Genomic DNA, 21,259 nt, shown 5'->3' with positions numbered 1-21,259 from the left:
CCGAATCGATTCCGGCCGAACGTGCGCGGCGAATCCTGACGGCGGTCGAAGCGCCATAAGGCCAGCTCAACAGGCCTGCGACAGGGTACGTGCCCGGGTATAGCGACGGATTATGTCCAGGTCAACCCCTCGTCAACACGAGGTGTCGTGCGTTACGGTACGTCTGGGAGCGCTCCCAGGAAGCTGTTTCGGTCTCGCGTCGAATCCCGATTCGGCGAATCGCTGGGAGCGCTCCCAGATGGCGGGTTGCTCGCAAGGAGGCGATGCATGAGTCTGCGCACATTCGTACGCTCCCGGAAACTGACCGGGGCATTGGCGGTGACCTCGGTGGCGGCACTGTCCGTTGCCGGGGTGGTGGCTTCGACCGCCACCGCCAACGCCGCACCCGGTTGTCGGGTGGCGTACCAGATCACGAACCAGTGGCAAGGCGGATTCGGCGCCAACGTCACGGTCACCAACCTGGGTGACGCCATTTCCGGCGGTTGGACGCTGGAGTGGGACTTCGCCGCCGGCCAGCGGGTCCAGCAGGGTTGGAACGGCACGTTCTCCCAGTCCGGGACGCGCGTGACGGTCCGCAACCCCTCTTGGGCCGGCAACCTCGGCACCGGCGCGTCGGTGACGCCCGGCTTCAACGGCTCGTGGACCGGGTCCAACCCGGTGCCCACGCAGTTCCGGCTGAACGGCACGGTGTGCACGGGGTCGATCGACACGACGACGACGACCACCACCACCAGCACGACCACGAGCACGACGACCAGCACCACGACCACGACCACCACCACGGGCAACAACCCGGGCGGTCCGAGGGTGGACAACCCGTACGTGGGCGCGGGCGTGTACGTCAACCCGCAGTGGTCGGCTCGCGCCGCCGCCGAGGCGGGTGGCTCGCGGATCGCGAACCAGCCCACCGCGGTGTGGCTGGACCGGACCAGCGCGATCGAGGGCAACGGCTCGCCCACGACCGGCAGCATGGGCCTGGCCGCCCACCTCGACGAGGCCGAGAAGCAGCGCGCCGCGCGTTCGGACGGCGAGCTGGTCTTCCAGTTCGTCGTCTACAACCTGCCCGGTCGCGACTGCGCCGCGCTGGCCTCCGCCGGTGAGCTGGGCCCGACAGAGATCGGTCGCTACAAGACCGAGTACATCGACAAGATCACGAGCATCGTCAGCAACCCGAAGTACTCGAAGCTGCGCATCGTCGCGGTCATCGAGATCGACTCGCTGCCGAACCTCGTCACCAACGTGTCCCCGCGTGCCACGGCCGTGCCGGCCTGCGACACGATGAAGGCGAACGGCAACTACGTCGAGGGCGTCTCGTACGCCGTCGGCAAGCTGGGTGACATCCCGAACGTCTACAACTACCTCGACTCCGGCCACCACGGCTGGATCGGGTGGGGCGACACGGTTCCCGAGTACGACAACTTCTACGCTTCGGCGAAGCAGTTCGCGGCGATCCTGGGCAAGAACGGCGCCACCAAGGAGAAGGTCCACGGCTTCGCCACCAACACGGCGAACTACTCCGCGCTGGAGGAGCCGTACTGGACGGTCGACGACCTGGTCGGCGGTCGCCCGGTGAAGGAGAACGCCAAGTGGGTCGACTGGAACGACTTCAACGGTGAGCTGGGCTTCGCCACGGCGATGCGCGCCGAGCTCGTCAAGCAGGGCTTCGACAGCAGCATCGGCATGCTGATCGACACCTCGCGCAACGGTTGGGGCGGCCCGAACCGGCCCACCGCGAAGTCGACCGCGACCACCGCGGACGCCTACGTGAACGAGTCGCGCATCGACCGCCGCTACCAGAAGGGCAACTGGTGCAACCAGGCCGGCGCCGGTCTGGGCGAGCGGCCCAAGGCCGCGCCGAAGCCGAGCATCGACGCCTACGTCTGGATCAAGCCGCCGGGCGAGTCCGACGGTGCGTCCAGCGAGATCCCGAACGACGAGGGCAAGCGCCTCGACCGGATGTGCGACCCGACCTACGGTGGCAACATCCGCAACGGCAACAACCCGTCGGGTGCTCTCGCCGACGCGCCGCTCTCGGGCCACTGGTTCTCGGCCCAGTTCCAGCAGCTCATGGCCAACGCCTACCCGGCGCTGTGACCACAGGCTGACCGGCACGACAACTGAACAGCTCTGCACACCGTAGGCGGCGCCCATCCCGGGCGTCGCCTACGGGCGTTGATCCGGTTGTGCCCGCCCCTACCGTGGCACGGGTGGACGTCGAGGAGATCACCGAGCGGTTGACCCTGAGGTTCGGCCCTTCGGTGGCCGAGTGGTGCGCGCGCGTGCCGGAGCAGGCGGCCGAGGCCGCCGCCCGCTGGGACCTCACCTTGGGCGAGGTGATGCCGCCGGGTGCTTCGTCGGTCGTGGTGGCGTGCGCGCGGGGGGACGCGCCGCTGGTGCTGAAGCTGAGCCCGGACCCGGTGTTCCTGGCCGAGCAGGCGTCGGTGCTGCGGCACTTCGCCCCGTCCGGCCGCGTGCCGGCGGTACTGGCCGAGGCGGACGGAACGGTGCTGATGGAGGAGGTCCGACCCGGGACCCCGGCCGACGAACTGCCGGCCCCGCCGGCACCGCGGGAGTGGGCCGACCTGGTGGCCGCGCTGCACACCGCGCCGACCGGGGGACGGCGGTGGCTGACCCTGCGCGCCCGCTGTGAGGAGGCCTACACCCGCATCGGCCGCCGTCTGGCCGACCCCGCGGTGGCCGCCCACATCCCGCAGCAGACGTGGACCCGGGCCCTGGACCGCTGCCGGGCACTGCTCGACACCCAGCCGCACGCGCTGCTGCACGGTGATCTCCACCTGGGCAACGTCCTGAGCGGCGGAGACCTCCTGATGGCCATCGACCCGCGGCCGTGCGTGGGCGACCCGTGCTTCGACGTCGTGGACTACGCCCTGGCCGGCGCGGGCCACGAGGGCGTGGCCGAACGCGCGACCGCCGTGGCCGAGGAGGCCGCCCTGGACCCCGACCGGCTGCACGAGTGGTGCCGAGCCCTGGCCCCGATGGCCGCCATCGCCTACCTGGACGACGAGGCGACCCGAACGGTCCTGCTCACCCTGGCCCGCTGAACCGTCCGACTCGGCTGAACCCGCCGATGCTTCGCAAGAGTCCCCGCCCAGGGGACCCCTGTTCTCATTCTCCCAGAAGGGTCCGACAATTCGCGGCGCCGAAGCGTCCACCAGGGGCGAAACCCGAGGTGGAGTGGGTTCACGTCGACCGACGGCCCGCCAGTGCGTAACTTCGGTGGAGTGACCTCTGACCTTCCCACCACCGCAGGCGCCCTCCGCGCGGCCGGTCATCTGCCGCGCGGGGTCAAGGCCGAGATCCGGGAGAACCTCCTGGCCGCCCTCCGCGACGGCCGCGACCCGTGGCCCGGCATCGTCGGCTTCGACCGCACCGTCCTGCCGCAGCTGGAGCGCGCCCTCCTCGCGGGGCACGACGTGGTGCTCCTCGGCGAACGGGGACAGGGCAAGACGCGACTCCTGCGCACCATCGTCGGCCTGCTCGACGAGTGGACCCCGGTGATCGAGGGCGCCGAGCTGAACGAGCACCCGCTCGACCCCATCACCCCCGAGTCGAAGCGCCGCGCGGAGGAACTCGGCGACGAGCTCCCCGTCACCTGGAAGCACCGGGACGAGAGGTTCGCCGAGAAGCTCGCCACCCCGGACACGAGCGTCGGCGACCTGGTCGGCGACGTCGACCCGGTCAAGGTCGCCCAGGGCCGCAGCCTCGGCGACCCGGAGACCATCCACTACGGCCTGCTGCCCCGCTCCCACCGCGGCGTCATCGCCGTCAACGAGCTGCCCGACCTGGCCGAACGCATCCAGGTCGCGCTGCTGAACGTGATGGAGGAACGCGACATCCAGATCCGCGGCTACACGCTGCGGCTCCCGCTGGACGTCCTGCTCGTCGCCACCGCCAACCCCGAGGACTACACCAACCGCGGCCGGATCATCACGCCGCTCAAGGACCGCTTCGGCGCGGAGATCCGCACCCACTACCCGCTGGAGATCGGCGCCGAGGTCGAGCTGGTCCGCCAGGAGGCCCACCTGGTCGCCGAGGTCGGCGACCACCTGCTGGAGGTCATCGCCCGGTTCGTGCGGCACCTGCGCGAGTCGTCCGCGATCGACCAGCGCTCCGGCGTGTCGGCCAGGTTCGCGGTCGCGGCGGCGGAGACGGTGGCCGCCAGCGCCCTGCGCCGCAGCGCGCTGATCGGCGAGAACCCGCCCATCGCCCGCCCGGTCGACCTGGAGTCGGTCACGGAGGTGCTGCGCGGCAAGCTGGAGTTCGAGGCCGGCGAGGAGGGCCGCGAGCAGGAGGTGCTGGTCCACCTGCTGCGCCGGGCGACCGCGGACGCGGCGCGGTCCACGTTCGCGGGGATCGACCTGCGGCCGCTGGCCGAGCTGGTGTCCGACGGCCACCCCGTGGCCACCGGTGAACGCGTGCACCCCGGCGACATGCTGGCCGCGCTGCCCGAACTGCCCTTGCTGCACGACGTGGCGCAGCGGGTCGGCGCCGGGCCCAAGGACCCGGCGGGACGCATCGCGTCGGCCGTCGAGCTGGCGTTGGAATCGCTCTACCTCACCCGTCAGCTGTCCAAGGACAGCGACGACGACCGGACGGTGTACGGATGAGCGCCTACCGGTACGGCCGGTACGTCGACGGGCCCGACCCGCTCGCCCCGCCGACCGACCTGCGCGCGGCCATGGACGAGCTCGGCCGCGAGGTCATGGAGGGCTCCTCACCCGCCTCGGCGCTGCGCGAGCTGCTGCGCCGGGGCCTGCCCGGCACCCGCGGCCTGGACGACCTGACCGCCCGGCTGTGGCAGAAGCGCGCCGCGCTGACCCGGCGTCACCGGCTCGACGGCACGTTGCAGGAGATCCAGCGGCTGCTGGAGGAGGCGTTGGCCGCCGAACGGGCCGCGCTGTTCCCCGACCCGGACGACGAGGCGCGGTTCCGCGAGGCCCGGCTGGACGCGTTGCCGCAGTCGACCGCGGCGGCGGTGAGCGAGCTGGCCGAGTACGACTGGCGCTCCCCGCAGGCCCGCGAGTCCTACGAGCAGATCCGCAACCTGCTCGGCCGCGAGCTGATGGACCAGCGTTTCCAGGGCATGAAGCAGGCCATGGAGAACGTCCGGCCCGAGGACGTGCAGCGCATCCAGTCCATGCTGGACGACCTCAACGGCCTGCTCGCCGCGCACGCCGCCGGCGAGGACACGGGCGAGCGGTTCGAGCGGTTCATGCGCGAGCACGGCGAGTTCTTCCCGGAGAACCCGGATTCGGTCGACGAGCTGATCGACGCGCTGGCCGCCCGGTCCGCCGCCGCCCAGCGCATGATGAACTCGATGTCCGAGGAGCAGCGCCAGGAGCTGTCGTCGTTGTCGCAGCAGGCGTTCGGCAACTCGGGCGTCGGTTCGCAACTGTCCCGGTTGGACGCCCTGCTGCAAGGGCTGCGGCCGGGGGAGGACTGGGACGGCTCGGCGCGGTTCCGCGGCAACAACCCGCTGGGCCTGGGCGAGGGCGCGCAGGCGATGGCGGACCTGGCCGAGCTGGACGCGTTGGCCGAGCAGCTCTCGCAGGGCTACCCCGGCGCGCGGCTGGAGGACATCGACCTGGAGGCGCTGGTCCGGCAGCTCGGCGCGGAGGCGGGCGTCGACGCGCGGCGGCTGGCCGAGCTGGAACGCGAGCTGCGGTCGCAGAACCTGCTGGAACGCGCGCCGGACGGCTCGCTGCGGCTGACGCCGAAGGCGTTGCGGCGGTTGGGCGAGACGGCGTTGCGCGGCGTGCTCGACAGCGCCCGCGAGCAGGGTCAGCGGGACAACTCGTCCGCCGGCGCGGCCGGTGAGCTGATCGGGTCGACCCGGCCGTGGCGGTTCGGGGACACCGAGCCGTGGAACGTGCCGCGGACCGTCACCAACGCCGTGCTGCGGTCGGCGGGCGGCCCGGTCGAGCTCGACGTGGTCGACGTCGAGGTGAGCGAGACCGAGCAGCGGTCACGAGCGGCGGTCGCGCTGTGCGTGGACACGTCCTGGTCGATGGTGCAGGACGGCCGGTGGGTGCCGATGAAGCGCACCGCGCTGGCGTTGCACCACCTGGTGCGGACCAGGTTCCGCACCGACGCGCTGGAGCTGATCACGTTCGGCCGGCACGCCGAGACCGTCGACATCGGCCGGCTCACCGCCCTGGAAGGGGTGTGGGAGCAGGGCACGAACCTGCACCACGCGCTGCTGCTGGCGGGGCGGCACGTCCGCAAGCACCCCGACGCGCAGCCGGTGGTCCTGGTGGTCACCGACGGCGAGCCGACCGCGCACCTGGAGGCGACCGGCGACGCCGAGTTCCAGTACCCGCCGCTGCCGCGGACCATCGGCAAGACCCTGGTCGAGGTCGACAACCTGGCCCGGCTCGGCGCGTCGATCACGGTGTTCCGGCTCGGCGACGACCCGAGGCTGACCAGGTTCGTCGACACGGTGGCCCGGCGGTCCGGCGGCCGGGTCGTCGCACCCGGCGAGGACGGCCTGGGCGCGGCCGTGGTCAGCGACTACCTGCGGTCCCGCAAGCGCCGCTGACGGGAGGGTGGCGCGTCCCCGGCCGGGTCCGCGCCACCCCCGGAGGTCACATCACGTGCGGGAACGCGCCCCAACCGTGTCCGAGCTGCTTCGGTGACGAGAGCGCCAGGCCGTTGTTCGGGTAGTAGTGCAGGTCGCCTGCGGCGTCGACGCCGAGCACGTCGGCGTGCCCGTCACCGCTGAAGTCGGACGCGAAGACCTGCTTGAACGCGCCCCAGCCGTGGCCGATCTGCTTGGGCGTGGAGAGGGCCAGGCCGTTGTTCGGGTAGTAGAGGAGGTCGCCTGCGGCGTTGACGCCGAGCACGTCGGCGTGTCCGTCGCCGCTGAAGTCGGCTGCCATGACGTGGCTGAACGCGCCCCAGCCGTGGCCGATCTGCTTGGGCGTGGAGAGTGCGAGGCCGTTGTTGGGGTAGTAGAGCAGGTCGCCTGCGGCGTTGACGCCGAGCACGTCGGCGTGTCCGTCGCCGCTGAAGTCGGCTGCCATGACGTGGGAGAACGAGCCCCAGCCGTGCCCGATCTGCTTCGGTGACGAGAGCGCCAGGCCGTTGTTCGGGTAGTAGAGGAGGTCGCCCGCGGCGCTGACGCCGAGCACGTCCGCGTTCCCGTCGCCGCTGAAGTCCGCGGCCGTGACCTGGGAGAACGAGCGCCAGCCGTGGCCGATCTGCTTGGGCGTGGAGAGTGCGAGGCCGTTGTTGGGGTAGTAGAGCAGGTCGCCTGCGGCGTTGACGCCCAGCACGTCGGAGTGGCCGTCGCCGCTGAAGTCCGACACCCGTTCGAGGTCGGGCTCCTCCTGGCAGTTGCGGCTCGTGACGTCACGCCAGGTCCGCGAGGCCCCGGTGTAGGTGACCCCGTCGAACGTCGCCGCCACGCGCTCCGCGCCGGCGAAGCCCCAGGTGGCGCTGCCGTCGCCGTTCGCGTCGAAGCCCTGCTCGTAGTGCAGGTGCGGGTGGCCGTTGGAGGTGGGGCCGCTCTTGCCGACCCGCCCGATCAGCTGACCCCGGGCGACCCGCGCCCCGACCCCGACCGCACGCGAGTCCAGGTGCAGGTAGGTGGTGAAGTGGCCGCCGCCGTGGTTGATCTGGATCATGTGGCCGGCGTTGTCGTGGTAGGTGGACTTGTTCACCGTGCCGGCCGCCGGCGCCAGCAGCGCCGCGCCCAGGGTGCCCACCTGGTTCGGCTCGCGCACCATGTCCAGCGCGGGGCTGTGCGCCCACGTGTCCAGCCGCCACTCCTGCCCGCACTCGAACGGCAACTGGAACGCGGGCGCGGCCTGCGCCGGTGACGCGAACACCACCAGCCCGGCCGCGGCGGCCAGGCAAGCGCTCACGGCGGCACGCAGGCGTGCCGTTCTGCCTCGTGACATCCGAGGTCCTCCCCAACGGTCGTCCGGAAACCCCGTCCCGACTGGGACACATCACCGTAGGGAAGCAACCAGGTGCCCGACTATCAGGCGAACGCCCGACAACGCGGCCGGCTCAGTCCTGCCGGTCCTCCTTGACCTCGTCCTTCGTCTCGCGCTCCCGCTCGGTCGAGGCGAGGGCCTTCTCGGTCGTGGCGTCGGGTTCGACCCGGTGCTTGCCGGGCCGCAGCGAGAAGTGGGACTCGTCGCGCATCCGCTCCACCATGTGCGGGTAGTGCAGCTCGAACGCGGGCCGCTCGGACCGGATCCGCGGCAGCTCGGTGAAGTTGTGCCGTGGCGGCGGGCACGTCGTCGCCCATTCGAGGGAATTGCCGAAGCCCCACGGGTCGTCGCGCTCGGCCGGGTCGCCGAACCGGTAGCTGCGCAGCACGTTCCACACGAACGGCAGCACGGACGCGCCCAGCAGGAATGCCCCGATCGTGGAGATCGTGTTCATCAGCGTGAAGCCGTCGCCGGGCAGGTAGTCGGCGTACCGGCGGGGCATGCCGATGTTGCCGAGCCAGTGCTGGATCAGGAACGTGCCGTGGAAGCCCAGGAACGTGGTCCAGAAGTGCAGCTTGCCCAGCGGCTCGTTCAGCATCCGCCCGGTCATCTTGGGGAACCAGAAGTACAGGCCCGCGTAGGTGGCGAACACGATCGTGCCGAACAGCACGTAGTGGAAGTGGGCCACCACGAAGTACGTGTCGGTGACGTGGAAGTCCAGCGGCGGCGAGGCCAGGATGATGCCCGTCAGCCCGCCGAGCAGGAACGTGATGAGGAACCCGATGCTGAACAGCATCGGCGTCTCCAGGGTGATCGACCCCTTCCACATGGTGCCGATCCAGTTGAAGAACTTGATGCCCGTCGGCACCGCGATCAGGAACGTCATCAGCGAGAAGAACGGCAGCAGCACCGCTCCGGTGGCGAACATGTGGTGCGCCCACACCGCCACCGACAGCGCGGCGATGGCGAACGTGGCGAAGACCAGTCCCTTGTAGCCGAACAGCGGTTTGCGGCTGAACACCGGGAAGATCTCCGACACGATCCCGAAGAACGGCAGCGCGACGATGTAGACCTCGGGGTGGCCGAAGAACCAGAACAGGTGCTGCCACAGGATCACGCCGCCGTTGGCGGGGTCGAACACGTGCGCGCCGAGGTGCCGGTCGGCGGCCAGGCCCATCAGCGCGGCGGTCAGGATCGGGAACGCCAGCAGGATCAGGATGCTGGTGACGAAGATGTTCCAGGTGAAGATCGGCATCCGGAACATGGTCATGCCGGGCGCGCGCAGGCAGCACACCGTCGTCACCATGTTGACCCCGCCGAGGATCGTGCCGAGGCCGGACACCGCCAGCCCCATGATCCACAGGTCCGGTCCGATGCCGGGGCTGTGGATGGCGCTGCTCAGCGGCGTGTAGGCGGTCCAGCCGAAGTCCGCCGCGCCGCCGGGCGTGAGGAACCCGGCCATCACAGTCAGCCCGCCGAACAGGAACAGCCAGTAGGAGAACGCGTTGAGCCGGGGGAACGCCACGTCCGGCGCGCCGATCTGCAGCGGCAGGATGTAGTTGGCGAAACCGAACAGGATCGGCGTCGCGTACAGCAGCAGCATGATCGTGCCGTGCATGGTGAACAGCTGGTTGTACTGCTCGTTGGACAGGAACTGGAGCCCCGGCCGGGCCAGCTCGCCGCGGATGAGCAGGGCCATCACGCCACCGACCATGAAGAACATGAACGACGTGACCAGGTAGAGGATCCCGATCTGCTTCGGGTCGGTCGTGCGGAGCAGCCCCAGCAGCACCGAGCCCTTGGACCGTCGTCGGGCCGCACCCGGGTGGGTGATCACCGGTTCCGGCTTGAGCGCGGTCATGCCGCCTCCCTCGTCCTGACGACGTGAGCCAGACCACATCGTCCCCCCGTCCGTCGCACGGGGCAAACGCTCAGCCCTGCTTGGGCACCGTGACCTGCTGTTCTATCGCGCCCGACGCCCGTTCGAGGAAGCGGAGCAACTCGACCGGGAACGGCAGCACCAGGGTCGAGTTCTTCTCCGCCGCCACCTCGACGATGGTCTGCAGCAGCCTGAGCTGCAGCGCGGCTGGCGTGGCGGACATGGCCGCGGCGGCCTCGGACAGCTTCTTCGACGCCTGCAGCTCGCCGTCGGCGGTGATGATGCGCGCCCGCCGCTCCCGCTCCGCCTCGGCCTGCCGCGACATGGACCGCTTCATGCTCTCCGGCAGCGCCACGTCCTTGATCTCGACCCGGTCGATCTCGATGCCCCAGGACACCGCCGGGTTGTCGATCATCAGCTCCAGGCCCTGGTTGAGGCGTTCCCGGTTGGACAGCAGGTCGTCGAGCTCGCTCTTGCCGATGATCGAGCGCAACGACGTCTGCGCGACCTGGAGCATGGCGAACCGGTAGTCCTCGACCGTGACGACGGCGCGCACCGCGTCGACCACCTTGAAGTACACGACGGCGTCCACGCGCACGGTGACGTTGTCGCGGGTGATGCCGTCCTGAGCCGGGATGGGCTGGGTGACGATCTGGAGGTTCACCTTCCGCAGCCGGTCGATGCCCGGCACGACCATGGTCAGCCCCGGCCCGCGCAGCGCCGGTCGCACCCTGCCGAAGCGGAACACCAGGCCCTGCTCGTACTGCTTGACGATGCGCGCGCTGCTCGCGAGGCCGACGGCGAACAGGCCCAGCGCGCCGATGACGATGTCCAGGATCATCGCGACCATCTCCCAGGTCCCCTGGTCAGAGGGTACGCCCGCGTCCCGCGGTGCGGACGCTTCGTGGCCCGTCCGACCGGCGAGTTAGGGTCGTTCACATGCAGACCTGGTCATCCACTCCTGTCCCGCGGGTAGCGGGGGAGCCGCGCCCGTTGCGGCTGTTCGACACCGCCACCGGTGAGGTGCGCCCGACCGCCCCCGGCGCCACCGCCAGGCTGTACGTCTGCGGCATCACCCCGTACGACGCCACGCACCTCGGGCACGCGGCCACCTACCTGGCGTTCGACCTGGTCCACCGGGTGTGGCTGGACAACGGCCACGACGTGCACTACGTGCAGAACGTGACCGACATCGACGACCCGCTGCTGGAGCGGGCCGAGCGCGACCAGGACGACTGGGTGGTCCTGGGCATGCGGGAGACCGCGCTGTTCCGCGAGGACATGGTGAGCCTGCGGGTGCTGCCGCCGCGCGACTACGTGGGCGCGGTCGACGCGATCCCCGAGGTGGTCGAGGTCATCGGGAAGCTGCTGGCCGGCGGCGCGGCGTACCGGGTCGACGACCCCGAGCACCCGGACGTCTACTTCGACCACACGGCGACCGGGCGGTTCGGCTACGAGTCGAACTACGACCTGGAGACGATGGCCAAGTACTTCGCCGAGCGCGGCGGCGACCCGGACCGGCCCGGCAAGCGCCACCCGCTGGACGCGCTGCTGTGGCGCGCCGCCCGGGCGGGCGAGCCGTCGTGGCCGTCGGAGCTGGGCCCCGGCCGCCCCGGCTGGCACATCGAGTGCAGCGCCATCGCGCTCAACCGGCTCGGCACGTCGTTCGACGTGCAGGGCGGCGGGTCGGACCTGATCTTCCCGCACCACGAGTTCTCCGCCGCGCACGCCGAGGCGGCGACCGGCGAGCACCCGTTCGCCCGGCACTACGTGCACGCGGGCATGATCGGGCTGGACGGCGAGAAGATGTCCAAGTCGCGCGGCAACCTGGTCTTCGTGTCCAAGCTGCGGGCGCAGAAGGTCGACCCGAACGCGGTGCGGCTGGCGTTGTTCGCGGGCCACTACCGCACCGACCGGACGTGGAGCGACCGCCTGCTGGCCGAGGCCGAGGCGAGGCTCGCGAAGTGGCGGCTCGCGGCGGCCCTGTCGACGGGGCCGAGCGCGGTCGCCACCGTCGCCCGCCTGCGCGACCACCTCGGCGACGACCTCGACACGCCCAAGGCGCTGGCCGCGCTGGACGCGTGGGCGGCCGAGGCCCTCTCGACCGGCGGCTCGGACCACACGGGCCCGACCCTGTTCCGCGCCGCGGCCGACTCGCTGCTCGGCGTGGAGCTCTAAAGCCCCGCGGAAGGGGCTTGACCGGACCCGCCCGCACCTCCTGCCGCGCGTAGTGGCGACACGCGAACGGGGCCGTCCCGAAGTGGGGCGGCCCCGCCGGTCACGTCACGCTCAGACGTCGAGCGTCCAGCTGTTGATGTAGCCCGTGTCCAGGTACGCCTGGTCGCGGACGCGCAGCTTCCAGGTGCCCGCGGCGGCCTCGGAGGAGGCGTTCACGGTGAAGGTGCGGTTGATGTTGTCGGTGCCGCCACCGCTGCGGTTGTGCAGGTTGTACACCGTGCCGTCCGGCGCGACCAGGTCGACGACGAGGTCACCGATGTAGGTGTGCACGATGTCGACCTGCACGCTCGTGGTCGCCGAGGCGTTCGTGGCGCAGGTCAGCGCGATCGGGCTGCTCACGTCGGAGTTGTCGCCGATCGTCACGTCGGTGCCGTTGGTGACCGCGTCGCAGGACCCGCCGGTGGACGTGACCGTCCACGTGAACGTGGTGCTGCCGGTGCGCGACGCCGAGTCGGTCGCCGTCACCGTCACCGAGGACGTGCCGGTGGCCGTCGGCGTGCCGCTGACCAGGCCCGAGGAGCTGATCGACAGGCCGGCCGGCAGGCCGGTGGCCGAGAACGTGTACGGCGCGGTGCCGCCGCTCGCGGACAGCTGCAGGCTGACCGCCGTGCCGACGACGGTCGACTGGTTGCCCGGGTTGGTCACGGCCGGGCCGCCGGGGGTCGACGTGCCGGTGAACAGCAGCTTGTTCGGCGAGCCGGTGCCCGGGCTGGTGACCTTGTCGGAGGTGGCGGCGGCGACGATCGCCGCGTTCACCGTCGGCGGGGTCGCGGTCGGGTTGTCCGCCAGGTACAGCGCGGCGGCGCCGGCGACGTGCGGCGAGGCCATCGACGTTCCGCTGATCGTGTTCGTGGAGGTGTCGTTGGTCATCCACGCCGAGGTGATGTTCTGGCCGGGCGCGAACAGGTCGGTGCAGGTGCCGTAGTTCGAGAACGAGGCGCGCGCGTCGGTGTTGGTGGACGCGTTCACGCTCAGCGCCTCGGCGACCCGCGCCGGGGAGTAGTTGCACGCGTTGGCGTTGGAGTTGCCCGACGCGACCGCGTAGGTGATGCCCGCGGCGATGGAGTTGCGCACCGCGGTGTCCAGGGCGGTGTCGACGCCGCCGCCGAGCGACATGTTGGCGACCGCGGGCTTGACGGCGTTCTGGGTGACCCAGTTGACGCCGTTCACCACGCCCGCCGTGGTGCCGGAGCCGGCGCAGTTGAGCACCTTGACCGCGATCAGCCGCACGCCCTTGGCGACGCCGTGCGCGGTGCCGCCGACGGTGCCGGCGACGTGGGTGCCGTGGCCGTTGCAGTCGGTGTTGTTCGTGTCGACCGTGTTGGTGCCCCAGGTCGCCCGGCCGCCGAAGTCGGAGTGGGTCGTCCGGATGCCCGTGTCGATGATGTACGCCCGCACGTTGCTCGCGGTCGTGGCGTAGTTGTAGGCGCTGTCCAGCGGCAGGTTGCGCTGGTCGATGCGGTCCAGGCCCCACGACGGCGGGTTCGGCTGGACCGCGTCGATCGAGATCGGCAGGTCGGCCTGCACGAACGCGACCCGCGGGTCGGCGGCCAGGCGCCTGGCCTGCGCCGCGGACATGGTGGCGTGGAAGCCGTTGAGCGCGTGCTGCCAGGCCACGCGGACCTGGCCGCCGTACTTGTCGACCAGCGAGGACGCGGTCGAGGCGGAGGCGGATCTCGGCGACGACGCGTCGTTGAGGGCCACGATGTAGGAGCCGGGGACGGCGTCGGCGCGCTCGGCGCCGAGCACGTCGCCCTCGGCCGCCGCCACGCCGACGTTCGCGAAGGCCAGCGCGGCGGCCGACACGGCGGCCAGGCCGAGCACGGCCAGTCTTCTGGTGGTTCGGGCGTCTCCCATGGAGGGTTCTCCCTTTGGGCAGGGCTGCGCGGCCGTGCCGGGCGGGTGCGCCGGTCGGCCGTGCGATGCAGGGGATGGGAACGTCCGCGCGAACGGGTGGAGCGACCTGGTCACATGCATGGTCGGGACAAAACCGGTCGCCCGTTAGCGCCGATAGTCGTAACTACGTCGAATCAGGTTCGATCCAGCACGATCACGAGGGTTCGGAGGGCCGGTCGGGTGAACCCGGCGCGCCCAGTCGCTCGTCCCGGTACGTCCGCCAGTGCTTGAGCATGTTCGGCAGCTCGGCGTGGAAGAACTCGAAGAACATGAGGGTCTCGGTGATCCGCCTGCCCGCGGGCGTGTCGGCGCCGAGCGCGCTGATGCCCTCCTTGAGCGGCCCGGTCATCCGGCGGAGCATCTCGTCGCGGCGGAACAGCGCCTCGTACCAGAGGTCGTCGAGCACGCGGTAGATGTCGCGGCGCGTGCCCGTCTCCCGCTCCCGGCTCACCAGGCCGACCTGGGTGAGGTACCGGACCGCGCCGGAGATGGCGGCGGGGGAGACGCGCAGCAGGTCGGCCAGCTCGGCGGAGGTCATCTCGCCGGAGTCGGCGGCGAGCAGCGCGACGAACACCCTGGCGGGCATCCTCGCCATGCCGGACTCGGTGAACACCGAGGAGAAGCGCTCGATGAAGCGCAGCACGGCCTGGTCGTCCCGCTCGTCCACCTGTGTCACCGCCGGATCATCCCTTCGAGGTCCGCTGACCGGGTGGCAGTTTATACGCTTCCTTAACTTCACGACTTTGTGAAATGACTGTAACTTACCGTCCATGACTGCTGCCATATCCGTGTCGGGCCTGGTCAAGACCTTCGGCCCGACGCGTGCGCTCGACGGTCTCGACCTGACCGTCCGCGAGGGGGAGGTGCACGGCTTCCTCGGCCCCAACGGGTCGGGCAAGTCAACCACCATCCGCGTCCTGCTGGGCCTGCTGCGCGCCGACGCGGGCTCCGCGTCGCTGCTGGGCGGCGACCCGTGGCGCGACACGGCCGAGCTGCACCGCAGGCTCGCCTACGTGCCCGGCGACGTGAGCCTGTGGCCGAACCTGACCGGCGGCGAGGTGATCGACCTGCTGGGCAGGCTGCGCGGCGGGCTGAACGAGAAGCGCCGCGCCGAGCTGCTGGAGCGCTTCGAGCTGGACCCGCGCAAGAAGGGCCGCGCCTACTCCAAGGGCAACCGGCAGAAGGTGGCCCTGGTCGCGGCGCTGGCCTCGGACGTGGAGCTGCTGATCCTGGACGAGCCGACCTCCGGGCTCGACCCGCTGATGGAGGCCGTGTTCCAGGAGGCGGTGAACGAGCTGCGCGGCGAGCGGACCGTGCTGCTGTCCAGCCACATCCTGGCCGAGGTCGAGGCGCTGTGCGACCGGGTCAGCATCATCCGCAACGGCCGCACCGTCGAGACCGGCACGTTGGCCGACCTGCGCCACCTCACCCGCACCAGCGTCTCCGCCGAGCTGGTCGGCGAGCCGTCCGGGCTGGCCGGGCTGACCGGCGTGCACGACCTGGTGGTCGAGGGGAACCGGGTGCGGTTCGAGGTCGACACCGACCACCTGGACGCGGCGCTGCGCGCGTTGGTCGCCAGCGGGGTCCGCACGCTGACCAGCCAGCCGCCCACGCTGGAGGAGCTGTTCCTGCGCCACTACGAGGACGAGCTGCCCGCCGGGCAGGCCGAGGGGGCGATGTCGTCGTGACCGGCCTCGGCTCGCTGGTGCGCCTGGCGCTGCGCCGCGACCGGCTGCTGCTGGCCGTCTGGACCCTCGGCCTGGTCGGCATCACGCTGTCGACCGCGTCGACGGTCGGCGAGCTGTACGGCTCGCCCGAGTCGCGGCAGCAGCTGGGCGCGACGGCGGGCAGCAACCCGGCGTTCCTGGCCATGCTCGGCCCGCTATACGACGCGTCGACGACCGGCGGCGTGCTGGCCTGGCGGTGGGGCGTGTTCGGCGCGCTGCTCGTCGGCCTGATGTGCCTGTTCCTGGTCACCCGGCACACCAGGGCGGAGGAGGAGTCGGGCCGGCTGGAGCTGATCGGCTCGGCCGTCGTCTCCCGGCACGCGCCGCTGGCCGCCGCCGTGGTGGTGGCGCTGCTGGCGAGCACCGTGATCGGCCTGCTCGTCGCGCTCGGCCTGACCGGTCTCGGCGAGTCGGCGTCCGGGTCGTTCGCGCTCGGCCTCGCGTTCGCGTCCGTCGGCTGGGTGTTCACCGGCGTCGGCGCGGTCAGCGCGCAGCTGTCGGAGAGCGCGCGCACGGCCAACTCGATCTCCGGCGCCGTGCTCGGTGCCGCCTACCTGCTGCGGGCCGTCGGCGACGCGGCGGGCGACGAGGGGCCGACGTGGCTGACCTGGTTGTCGCCGCTGGGGTGGCTGGAGCTGACGAGGGCGTTCGCGGGCGACCGGTACTGGGTGCTGCTGCTGCCGGTGGCGTTGTTCGCGGTGCTGATCGCGGTCGCGTCGACGTTGGTGACCAAGCGCGACCTCGGCGGCGGCCTGCTGCCCACCCGGCTCGGCCCGGCCCGCGCGCCCGGCTCGCTGGGCAGCGCGTTGGGCCTGGCCTGGCGGTTGCAGCGGGGCATGCTGATCGGCTGGACGCTGAGCCTGTTCGTGCTCGGCGCCGTCTACGGGTCGGTCGCGCGCGGCGTCGAGCAGATGCTGGAGGCCAACCCGGCGTTGCAGAAGATCATCGCGCAGATGGGCGGCGCGGGCGCGATCGTCGACGTCTACCTGGCGTCGATCATCGGCATCATCGCCCTGTTCAGCGCGATCTACGTGGTGCAGTCGACGTTGCGGCTGCGCACCGAGGAGACCGAGTTCCGGGCCGAGCCGGTGCTGGCCACGCCGGTCAGCCGGTTCGCGTGGGTCGGCGGCCACCTGCTGTTCGCGACCGTCGGCACGGCCGTCGTGCTGGCCGCCGCGGGCCTGGGCGCGGGGCTGGTGCACGGCGCGCGCGTCGGGGACGTCGGCGGCCAGGTCGTGCGGTTGGTCGGCGCGGCGTTGACGCACGTCCCGGCGGTCTGGGTGGTCGCGGGCCTCGCGCTGGCGCTGTTCGCGCTGGCGCCGAAGCTGGCGTCGGCGAGCTGGGCGGTGATCGTGGTGTTCCTGGTGCTCGGCCAGCTCGGGCCGCTGCTCCAGCTCGACCAGTGGGCCATGGACCTCTCGCCGTTCACGCACATCCCCAAGGTTCCGGGCGCGGACGTGACCGCGACGCCGCTGCTGTGGTTGACGCTGGTCGCGGCGGCGCTGGTGGCGGTCGGCTTCGTCGGGTTCCGGCGGCGGGACGTCGGCTGAGGATCTGAAAGGACTCTTTCGAAAGAACTCTTTCAGGTATACCGTCGGGGCCATGGATCTCCCAGGGCCCCGACGGGTCACCGATGCCGACGCGCTGAAGGCGATGGCGCACCCGCTGCGCGTGTCGCTGCTGAACCACCTGCTGGCGTTCGGTCCCCGCACGGCGAGCGAGTGCGCCGAGGCGGTCGGGTCGACCGCCTCCAACTGCAGCTGGCACCTGCGGCAGCTGGCGAAGTCCGGTTTCGTCGAACGGGTCGAGGCGGGCGACGGGCGGGAACGGCCGTGGCGGGCCACCTCGGTCGGCTACGACGTCGGCGCGTTCGACGACGACCCGGAGGTGCGCACCCAGCAGGACGCGCTGATCGCGTTGGGCCTCAACGAGGACAACCGGCTGGTCCAGCACTTCCTGGACCGGCAGCACGAGCTGCCGCGCGAGTGGCTGGAAGCCTCCGCGATGCACGGCTACACGGTCAACGTGACCGCCGAGGAGCTCTCCGGCCTGCTCGGCATGATCGACGACATCCTGCGGCCGTACCTGGTGCCGGTGCGCCGGGACGTGCCCGAGGGGGCGCTGCCCGCGCACGTCGGGATCCGGGCGTTCCCGCGGTGAACGGGCCGCTGGGTGTGCCCGCGTTCCGCCGGCTGTGGGTCGCCGGGTTCGTCTCCGAGATCGGCGACTGGGTGCTGCTGGTCGCGCTCCCGGTCTACGTGTACCAGCGCACCGGCTCGGCGGCGGCGACCGCGACGACGTTCGTGGTGGCGCTGCTGCCGAGCCTGGCGCTGTCGCCGCTGGCCGGCGTGCTGGCCGACCGGTGGGACCGGCGGAAGCTGATGCTGCTGGTGAGCCTCGCGCAGGCGGTCGCCCTGCTGCCGCTGCTGACCGGCGACCTGGTGCTGGTGAACGTGGTCACGGCGGTGCAGGCCGCGTTGGCGGCGTTGTTCGAACCGGCCAAGAACGCGTTGCTGCCGACGCTGGTGCCGCGGGACCAGGTGCCGGCGGCCAACGGGCTGGTGGGCCTGAACGCCAACCTGGCGCGGCTGGTCGGCGCCTCGCTCGGCGGCCTGCTCCTGGGGTACACCGGGCTGGCGGGCGTGGTGCTGGCGGACGTGGCGTCGTTCCTGCTCGCGGCGGCCCTGCTGGCGACCCTCGGCACGGAGGACCCCGTCCGTGCGGCGGGGAAACCCGCGTGGCGGGCCTGGCTGGACGGCCTGCGGGAGATCCGCGGCCCGTTGCGGCCGATGGTCGCCGTGGTCGTGTTGATGGCGACCGGCCAGGGCCTGTTCGTGGTGCTGTTCGTGGTGTTCGTGACCGAACGGCTCGGCGGCGGGGCGGCCGAGGTGGGGTTGCTGCGCGGCGTGCAGGCGGTGGGCGGGTTGCTCGGCGGCCTGCTGGTCGGCGCGCTGGCCCGCCGGCTCGAGCCCGGCAGGCTCCTGGGCGTGTCGCTGGTCGGCTTCGCCGCGGTCGCCGCGCTCGGCTGGTACGGGCCGCACGTGACCACCGCGCTGGTGTTCTACCTGGCCGCGTTCGTGGTGGTGGGCGTGCCGGGCGTGATCGCGGGCGCCGGGATGATGTCGGTGCTCCAGTTGCACGCCTCCGACGAGGTGCGCGGCCGGGTGATGGCGACGTTCGTCAGCCTCTACGACGGCGGTCAGGCGCTCGGCATGGTGCTCGCCGGCGCCCTCACGCCCGTGCTCGGCCTGTCCGCGCTGCTCAACGGCCAGGCCGCGCTCTACCTGGCGGCCGGCGTGCTGGCGCTGCTCACCCTCGGCGCCCGGGTTCCGGCCAGGGGCGTGACCGGCGGCTGAGCAGCAGGACGGGCGGGACGGTCAGCACCAGCCCGGCGGGTACGAGGAACGCGCTCACCGGGTCGAGGTGGTACAGCGGCACGAACGCCACCGGCGACACCGCGCCACCCAGGAACCGCAACGACTGCACCACCGACACCGACCCGCCCCGGTTCGCCTCGTCCGAGGACAGCACCAGCGCGTTCAGCCCGACGACCACCGCCTGGCTGAACGCGCCCGCCGCCGCCCACGACAGCCCGACCGCGACCACCGACGGCAGCACGCCGACGCCGACCAGCAGCACCCCGCCGACCGCCGCGCCGACCACCGCCCACCGCCGCGCGCCGAACCGGTCGATCGACCACCCCGTCAGCCGTGCGGTGAAGATCCCGACCAGCCCGAACCCGGTCAGCACCAGCCCTCGTTGCCCCGCGCTCAACCCGAACGAGTCACCCAACCGCAGTGCCACCAGGAACGACAGCCCGCCCAGGCAACCCCAGGCCACGAACCCGACCGCGGCCGGCCGCAACGTCCGGGCCCGCCAGGCGCTGCGCAGCCGGGGACGTGCGGCGTCGCGCGGCAGGTCGGCGGGCAACCCGACCACCGCCAACGCGCCCGCCACCACCGCCGCGCCGACGAACGCCCACCGCCACGACGCCTCGGCCGCCAACCCGCCCAGCAACGGCGCGGAGGTCTGCCCGGCGGCCTGCATGGACGCGAACACGCCCAGCGCCCGCCCCAACCGGGCCTTCGGCGTCACCGCCGCGATCGCGGCCAGCAGCAGGGGAGTGGTGAACGCGTTGGCCGCACCCTGCACGGCCCGCCCGCCCATCAACGCGGGGAACGACCACGACACCGCGCACAACGCCGAGGCCAGGACGTAGACGGCGTACGCGATGCGCACGGTCCGTCGTGCGCCCCACCGCTCACCCAACGTGCCGGAGACCAGCATGAGCAGCGCGAACGGCACCAGGTACCCGGTCAGCGTGGCCGCCGCCGCGCCGGCGGAGATGCCGAAGTCCCCGCCGACCTCGGGCAGCACGGACGTCGTCATCGCGCCACCGAAGGGCCCGAGGAACCCACCGGCGTACAACGCCGCGACCCGGACCCGGGACTTGTCCACAGGAGCCGATTTCACCGGCGACATCGTCGGTCCTGCGTGGCAGGGTAAAAGCAGGGGTCCCCTCGGCGAGTACCTCCGCGAAGCCGCGCGGTTCGGCAGGTCCGGGTCGTCGGGTCGGGCGGAGTCACATCCCGGTCGGCCCGCGGCCCGGACCGCGGCCGCGCCGCCGCAGGTACCGCTCGAACTCGGCCGCGATCGCGTCACCGCTCGCCTCGGTGATCTGGAGCTCCGCGTCCCCGCGCTCCTCCAACGCCCGCACGTAGTTGCGCACGTCCTCGTCCTCGTCGGCCATCTCGCTGACCGTGCGCTCCCACTCCTCGGCCTGCTCGGGCAGCGCGCCGAGCGGCACCTCGACGTCCAGCACCTCCTCGACCCGGTGCAGCAGCGCCAGCGTCGCCTTCGGCGAGGGCGGCTGGGACACGTAGTGCGGCACGGCCGCCCAGAACGAGATCGCGGGCACGCCCGCCTGCACGCACAGGTCCTGGAACACGCCGACGATCCCGGTCGGCCCCTCGTACCGCGACCGCTCCAGCCCGTACTTCGCCGCCGCCGCCTCGTCGTACGCCGTCCCCGTCACGGGCACCGGCCGGGTGTGCGGGGTGTCCATCAGCAGCGCACCCAGCGTGACCACGGTGGTCACGCCCAGGTCCTCGATGTGGCCGAGCAGCTCGGCGGCGAACTTCCGCCACCGCATGTTCGGTTCGATCCCGTGCACGAGCACCACGTCGGTGGACGACCCGGGCGGGCGGCAGACCGACAGGCGGGTCGTCGGGAATTCAACCCGTCGGGTGACACCGTCCACCAGTCGGACGGTGGGTCGGGTCACCTGGAAGTCGTAGTAGTCGTCCGGATCGATCTCCGCCAACGGCGTCGCGTCCCACGTGAGTTGCAGGTGTTCGATCGCCGTGCTGGCGGCGTCGCCAGCATCGTTCCACCCCTCGAACGCCGCCACCATGATCGGGTTGGTGAGCGGTTTGCTGGGGTCGAAGGGGGTCTGGGCGGCCTGGTCCGGATCGGTCACGCGGCCAGACTACGACCCCTGCCGCACACCCGACGCCGTAGGCTTGGCGCATGTCGGTTCGTGTCCCGCCGCCTTCCCC

General features: G+C 71.7%; 16 protein-coding genes. 9 read left to right on the top strand and 7 right to left on the bottom strand.

What is annotated here, in order from left to right; all coding sequences use genetic code 11:
• The first annotated feature begins 327 nt into the window (after nucleotides 1–327).
• The 4 genes from AB0I91_RS11835 to AB0I91_RS11820 all read left to right on the top strand — a co-directional run bounded on the left by AB0I91_RS11835 (nucleotide 328) and on the right by AB0I91_RS11820 (nucleotide 6,559).
• Nucleotides 328–2,094: a glycoside hydrolase family 6 protein gene (locus AB0I91_RS11835; RefSeq protein ID WP_499636660.1), complete on the top strand. Its 1,767-nt coding sequence runs from the start codon at nucleotides 328–330 to the stop codon at nucleotides 2,092–2,094.
• Between the two features lie 113 nt (nucleotides 2,095–2,207).
• On the top strand, nucleotides 2,208–3,062 hold the full coding sequence (locus AB0I91_RS11830; RefSeq protein ID WP_499636658.1) for a phosphotransferase: 855 nt from the start codon (nucleotides 2,208–2,210) through the stop codon (nucleotides 3,060–3,062).
• A 180-nt stretch (nucleotides 3,063–3,242) separates the two neighbouring features.
• Nucleotides 3,243–4,628: a sigma 54-interacting transcriptional regulator gene (locus AB0I91_RS11825; RefSeq protein ID WP_498775766.1), complete on the top strand. Its 1,386-nt coding sequence runs from the start codon at nucleotides 3,243–3,245 to the stop codon at nucleotides 4,626–4,628.
• A complete protein-coding gene (locus AB0I91_RS11820; protein WP_499636656.1) occupies nucleotides 4,625–6,559 on the top strand; it encodes a vWA domain-containing protein in 1,935 nt (644 codons plus the stop codon). Before AB0I91_RS11825 ends, AB0I91_RS11820 begins: the two co-directional genes overlap by 4 nt.
• Before the next feature lie 46 nt (nucleotides 6,560–6,605).
• On the opposite strand, the gene AB0I91_RS11815 is transcribed toward AB0I91_RS11820, so the two are convergent.
• From AB0I91_RS11815 to AB0I91_RS11805, 3 genes are all read right to left on the bottom strand, one after another.
• Nucleotides 6,606–7,922 (bottom strand): FG-GAP-like repeat-containing protein, encoded by a 1,317-nt coding sequence (locus AB0I91_RS11815; protein WP_499636654.1) that lies wholly within the window; start codon nucleotides 7,920–7,922, stop codon nucleotides 6,606–6,608.
• 112 nt (nucleotides 7,923–8,034) lie between these two features.
• Nucleotides 8,035–9,822, bottom strand: a complete 1,788-nt coding sequence (ctaD, locus tag AB0I91_RS11810; protein WP_499636652.1) for an aa3-type cytochrome oxidase subunit I — start codon at nucleotides 9,820–9,822, stop codon at nucleotides 8,035–8,037.
• 70 nt (nucleotides 9,823–9,892) lie between these two features.
• Nucleotides 9,893–10,681 (bottom strand): SPFH domain-containing protein, encoded by a 789-nt coding sequence (locus AB0I91_RS11805; RefSeq protein WP_498776124.1) that lies wholly within the window; start codon nucleotides 10,679–10,681, stop codon nucleotides 9,893–9,895.
• Between the two features lie 98 nt (nucleotides 10,682–10,779).
• Between AB0I91_RS11805 and mshC the strand changes: the two genes are divergently transcribed.
• On the top strand, nucleotides 10,780–12,018 hold the full coding sequence (gene mshC, locus AB0I91_RS11800; RefSeq protein WP_498775774.1) for a cysteine--1-D-myo-inosityl 2-amino-2-deoxy-alpha-D-glucopyranoside ligase: 1,239 nt from the start codon (nucleotides 10,780–10,782) through the stop codon (nucleotides 12,016–12,018).
• A 111-nt stretch (nucleotides 12,019–12,129) separates the two neighbouring features.
• Here mshC and AB0I91_RS11795 read toward each other — a convergent pair whose 3' ends face one another.
• Together AB0I91_RS11795 and AB0I91_RS11790 are read right to left on the bottom strand one after the other, a co-directional pair.
• Nucleotides 12,130–13,935 carry a S8 family peptidase gene (locus AB0I91_RS11795; RefSeq protein ID WP_498775776.1) on the bottom strand — a complete coding sequence of 602 codons (1,806 nt, stop codon included), beginning with the start codon at nucleotides 13,933–13,935 and terminating at the stop codon, nucleotides 12,130–12,132.
• 193 nt (nucleotides 13,936–14,128) lie between these two features.
• Nucleotides 14,129–14,650: a GbsR/MarR family transcriptional regulator gene (locus AB0I91_RS11790; RefSeq protein ID WP_498775778.1), complete on the bottom strand. Its 522-nt coding sequence runs from the start codon at nucleotides 14,648–14,650 to the stop codon at nucleotides 14,129–14,131.
• Between the two features lie 94 nt (nucleotides 14,651–14,744).
• On the opposite strand from AB0I91_RS11790, the gene AB0I91_RS11785 reads away from it, so the two are divergent.
• The 4 genes from AB0I91_RS11785 to AB0I91_RS11770 are packed head-to-tail and all read left to right on the top strand — an operon-like array spanning nucleotide 14,745 to nucleotide 19,057.
• Entirely contained in the window at nucleotides 14,745–15,662 is a 918-nt protein-coding gene (locus AB0I91_RS11785) for an ABC transporter ATP-binding protein (RefSeq protein ID WP_499613023.1), read from the top strand.
• Nucleotides 15,659–17,251: an ABC transporter permease gene (locus AB0I91_RS11780; protein ID WP_499636649.1), complete on the top strand. Its 1,593-nt coding sequence runs from the start codon at nucleotides 15,659–15,661 to the stop codon at nucleotides 17,249–17,251. The genes AB0I91_RS11785 and AB0I91_RS11780 overlap by 4 nt, the downstream gene beginning before the upstream one ends.
• Before the next feature lie 52 nt (nucleotides 17,252–17,303).
• A complete protein-coding gene (locus tag AB0I91_RS11775; RefSeq protein WP_499636647.1) occupies nucleotides 17,304–17,861 on the top strand; it encodes an ArsR/SmtB family transcription factor in 558 nt (185 codons plus the stop codon).
• Entirely contained in the window at nucleotides 17,858–19,057 is a 1,200-nt protein-coding gene (locus tag AB0I91_RS11770; RefSeq protein WP_499636646.1) for an MFS transporter, read from the top strand. The genes AB0I91_RS11775 and AB0I91_RS11770 overlap by 4 nt, the downstream gene beginning before the upstream one ends.
• Here the strand turns inward: AB0I91_RS11770 and AB0I91_RS11765 are convergent.
• Together AB0I91_RS11765 and AB0I91_RS11760 are read right to left on the bottom strand one after the other, a co-directional pair.
• The gene (locus AB0I91_RS11765) at nucleotides 19,011–20,174 is read right to left on the bottom strand and encodes an MFS transporter (RefSeq protein ID WP_499636644.1); all 1,164 of its coding nucleotides are present in this window, start codon (nucleotides 20,172–20,174) and stop codon (nucleotides 19,011–19,013) included. The two genes, AB0I91_RS11770 and AB0I91_RS11765, sit on opposite strands and share 47 nt — an antisense overlap.
• Before the next feature lie 109 nt (nucleotides 20,175–20,283).
• Nucleotides 20,284–21,180: a PAC2 family protein gene (locus AB0I91_RS11760; RefSeq protein WP_498775791.1), complete on the bottom strand. Its 897-nt coding sequence runs from the start codon at nucleotides 21,178–21,180 to the stop codon at nucleotides 20,284–20,286.
• Nucleotides 21,181–21,259: the final 79 nt, after the last annotated feature.

Origin of the sequence: Actinosynnema sp. NPDC049800 (assembly GCF_040656635.1) — a bacterium.
Lineage (GTDB): Bacteria > Actinomycetota > Actinomycetes > Mycobacteriales > Pseudonocardiaceae > Actinosynnema.
This window is presented reverse-complemented; position numbering and strand designations above follow the sequence as displayed.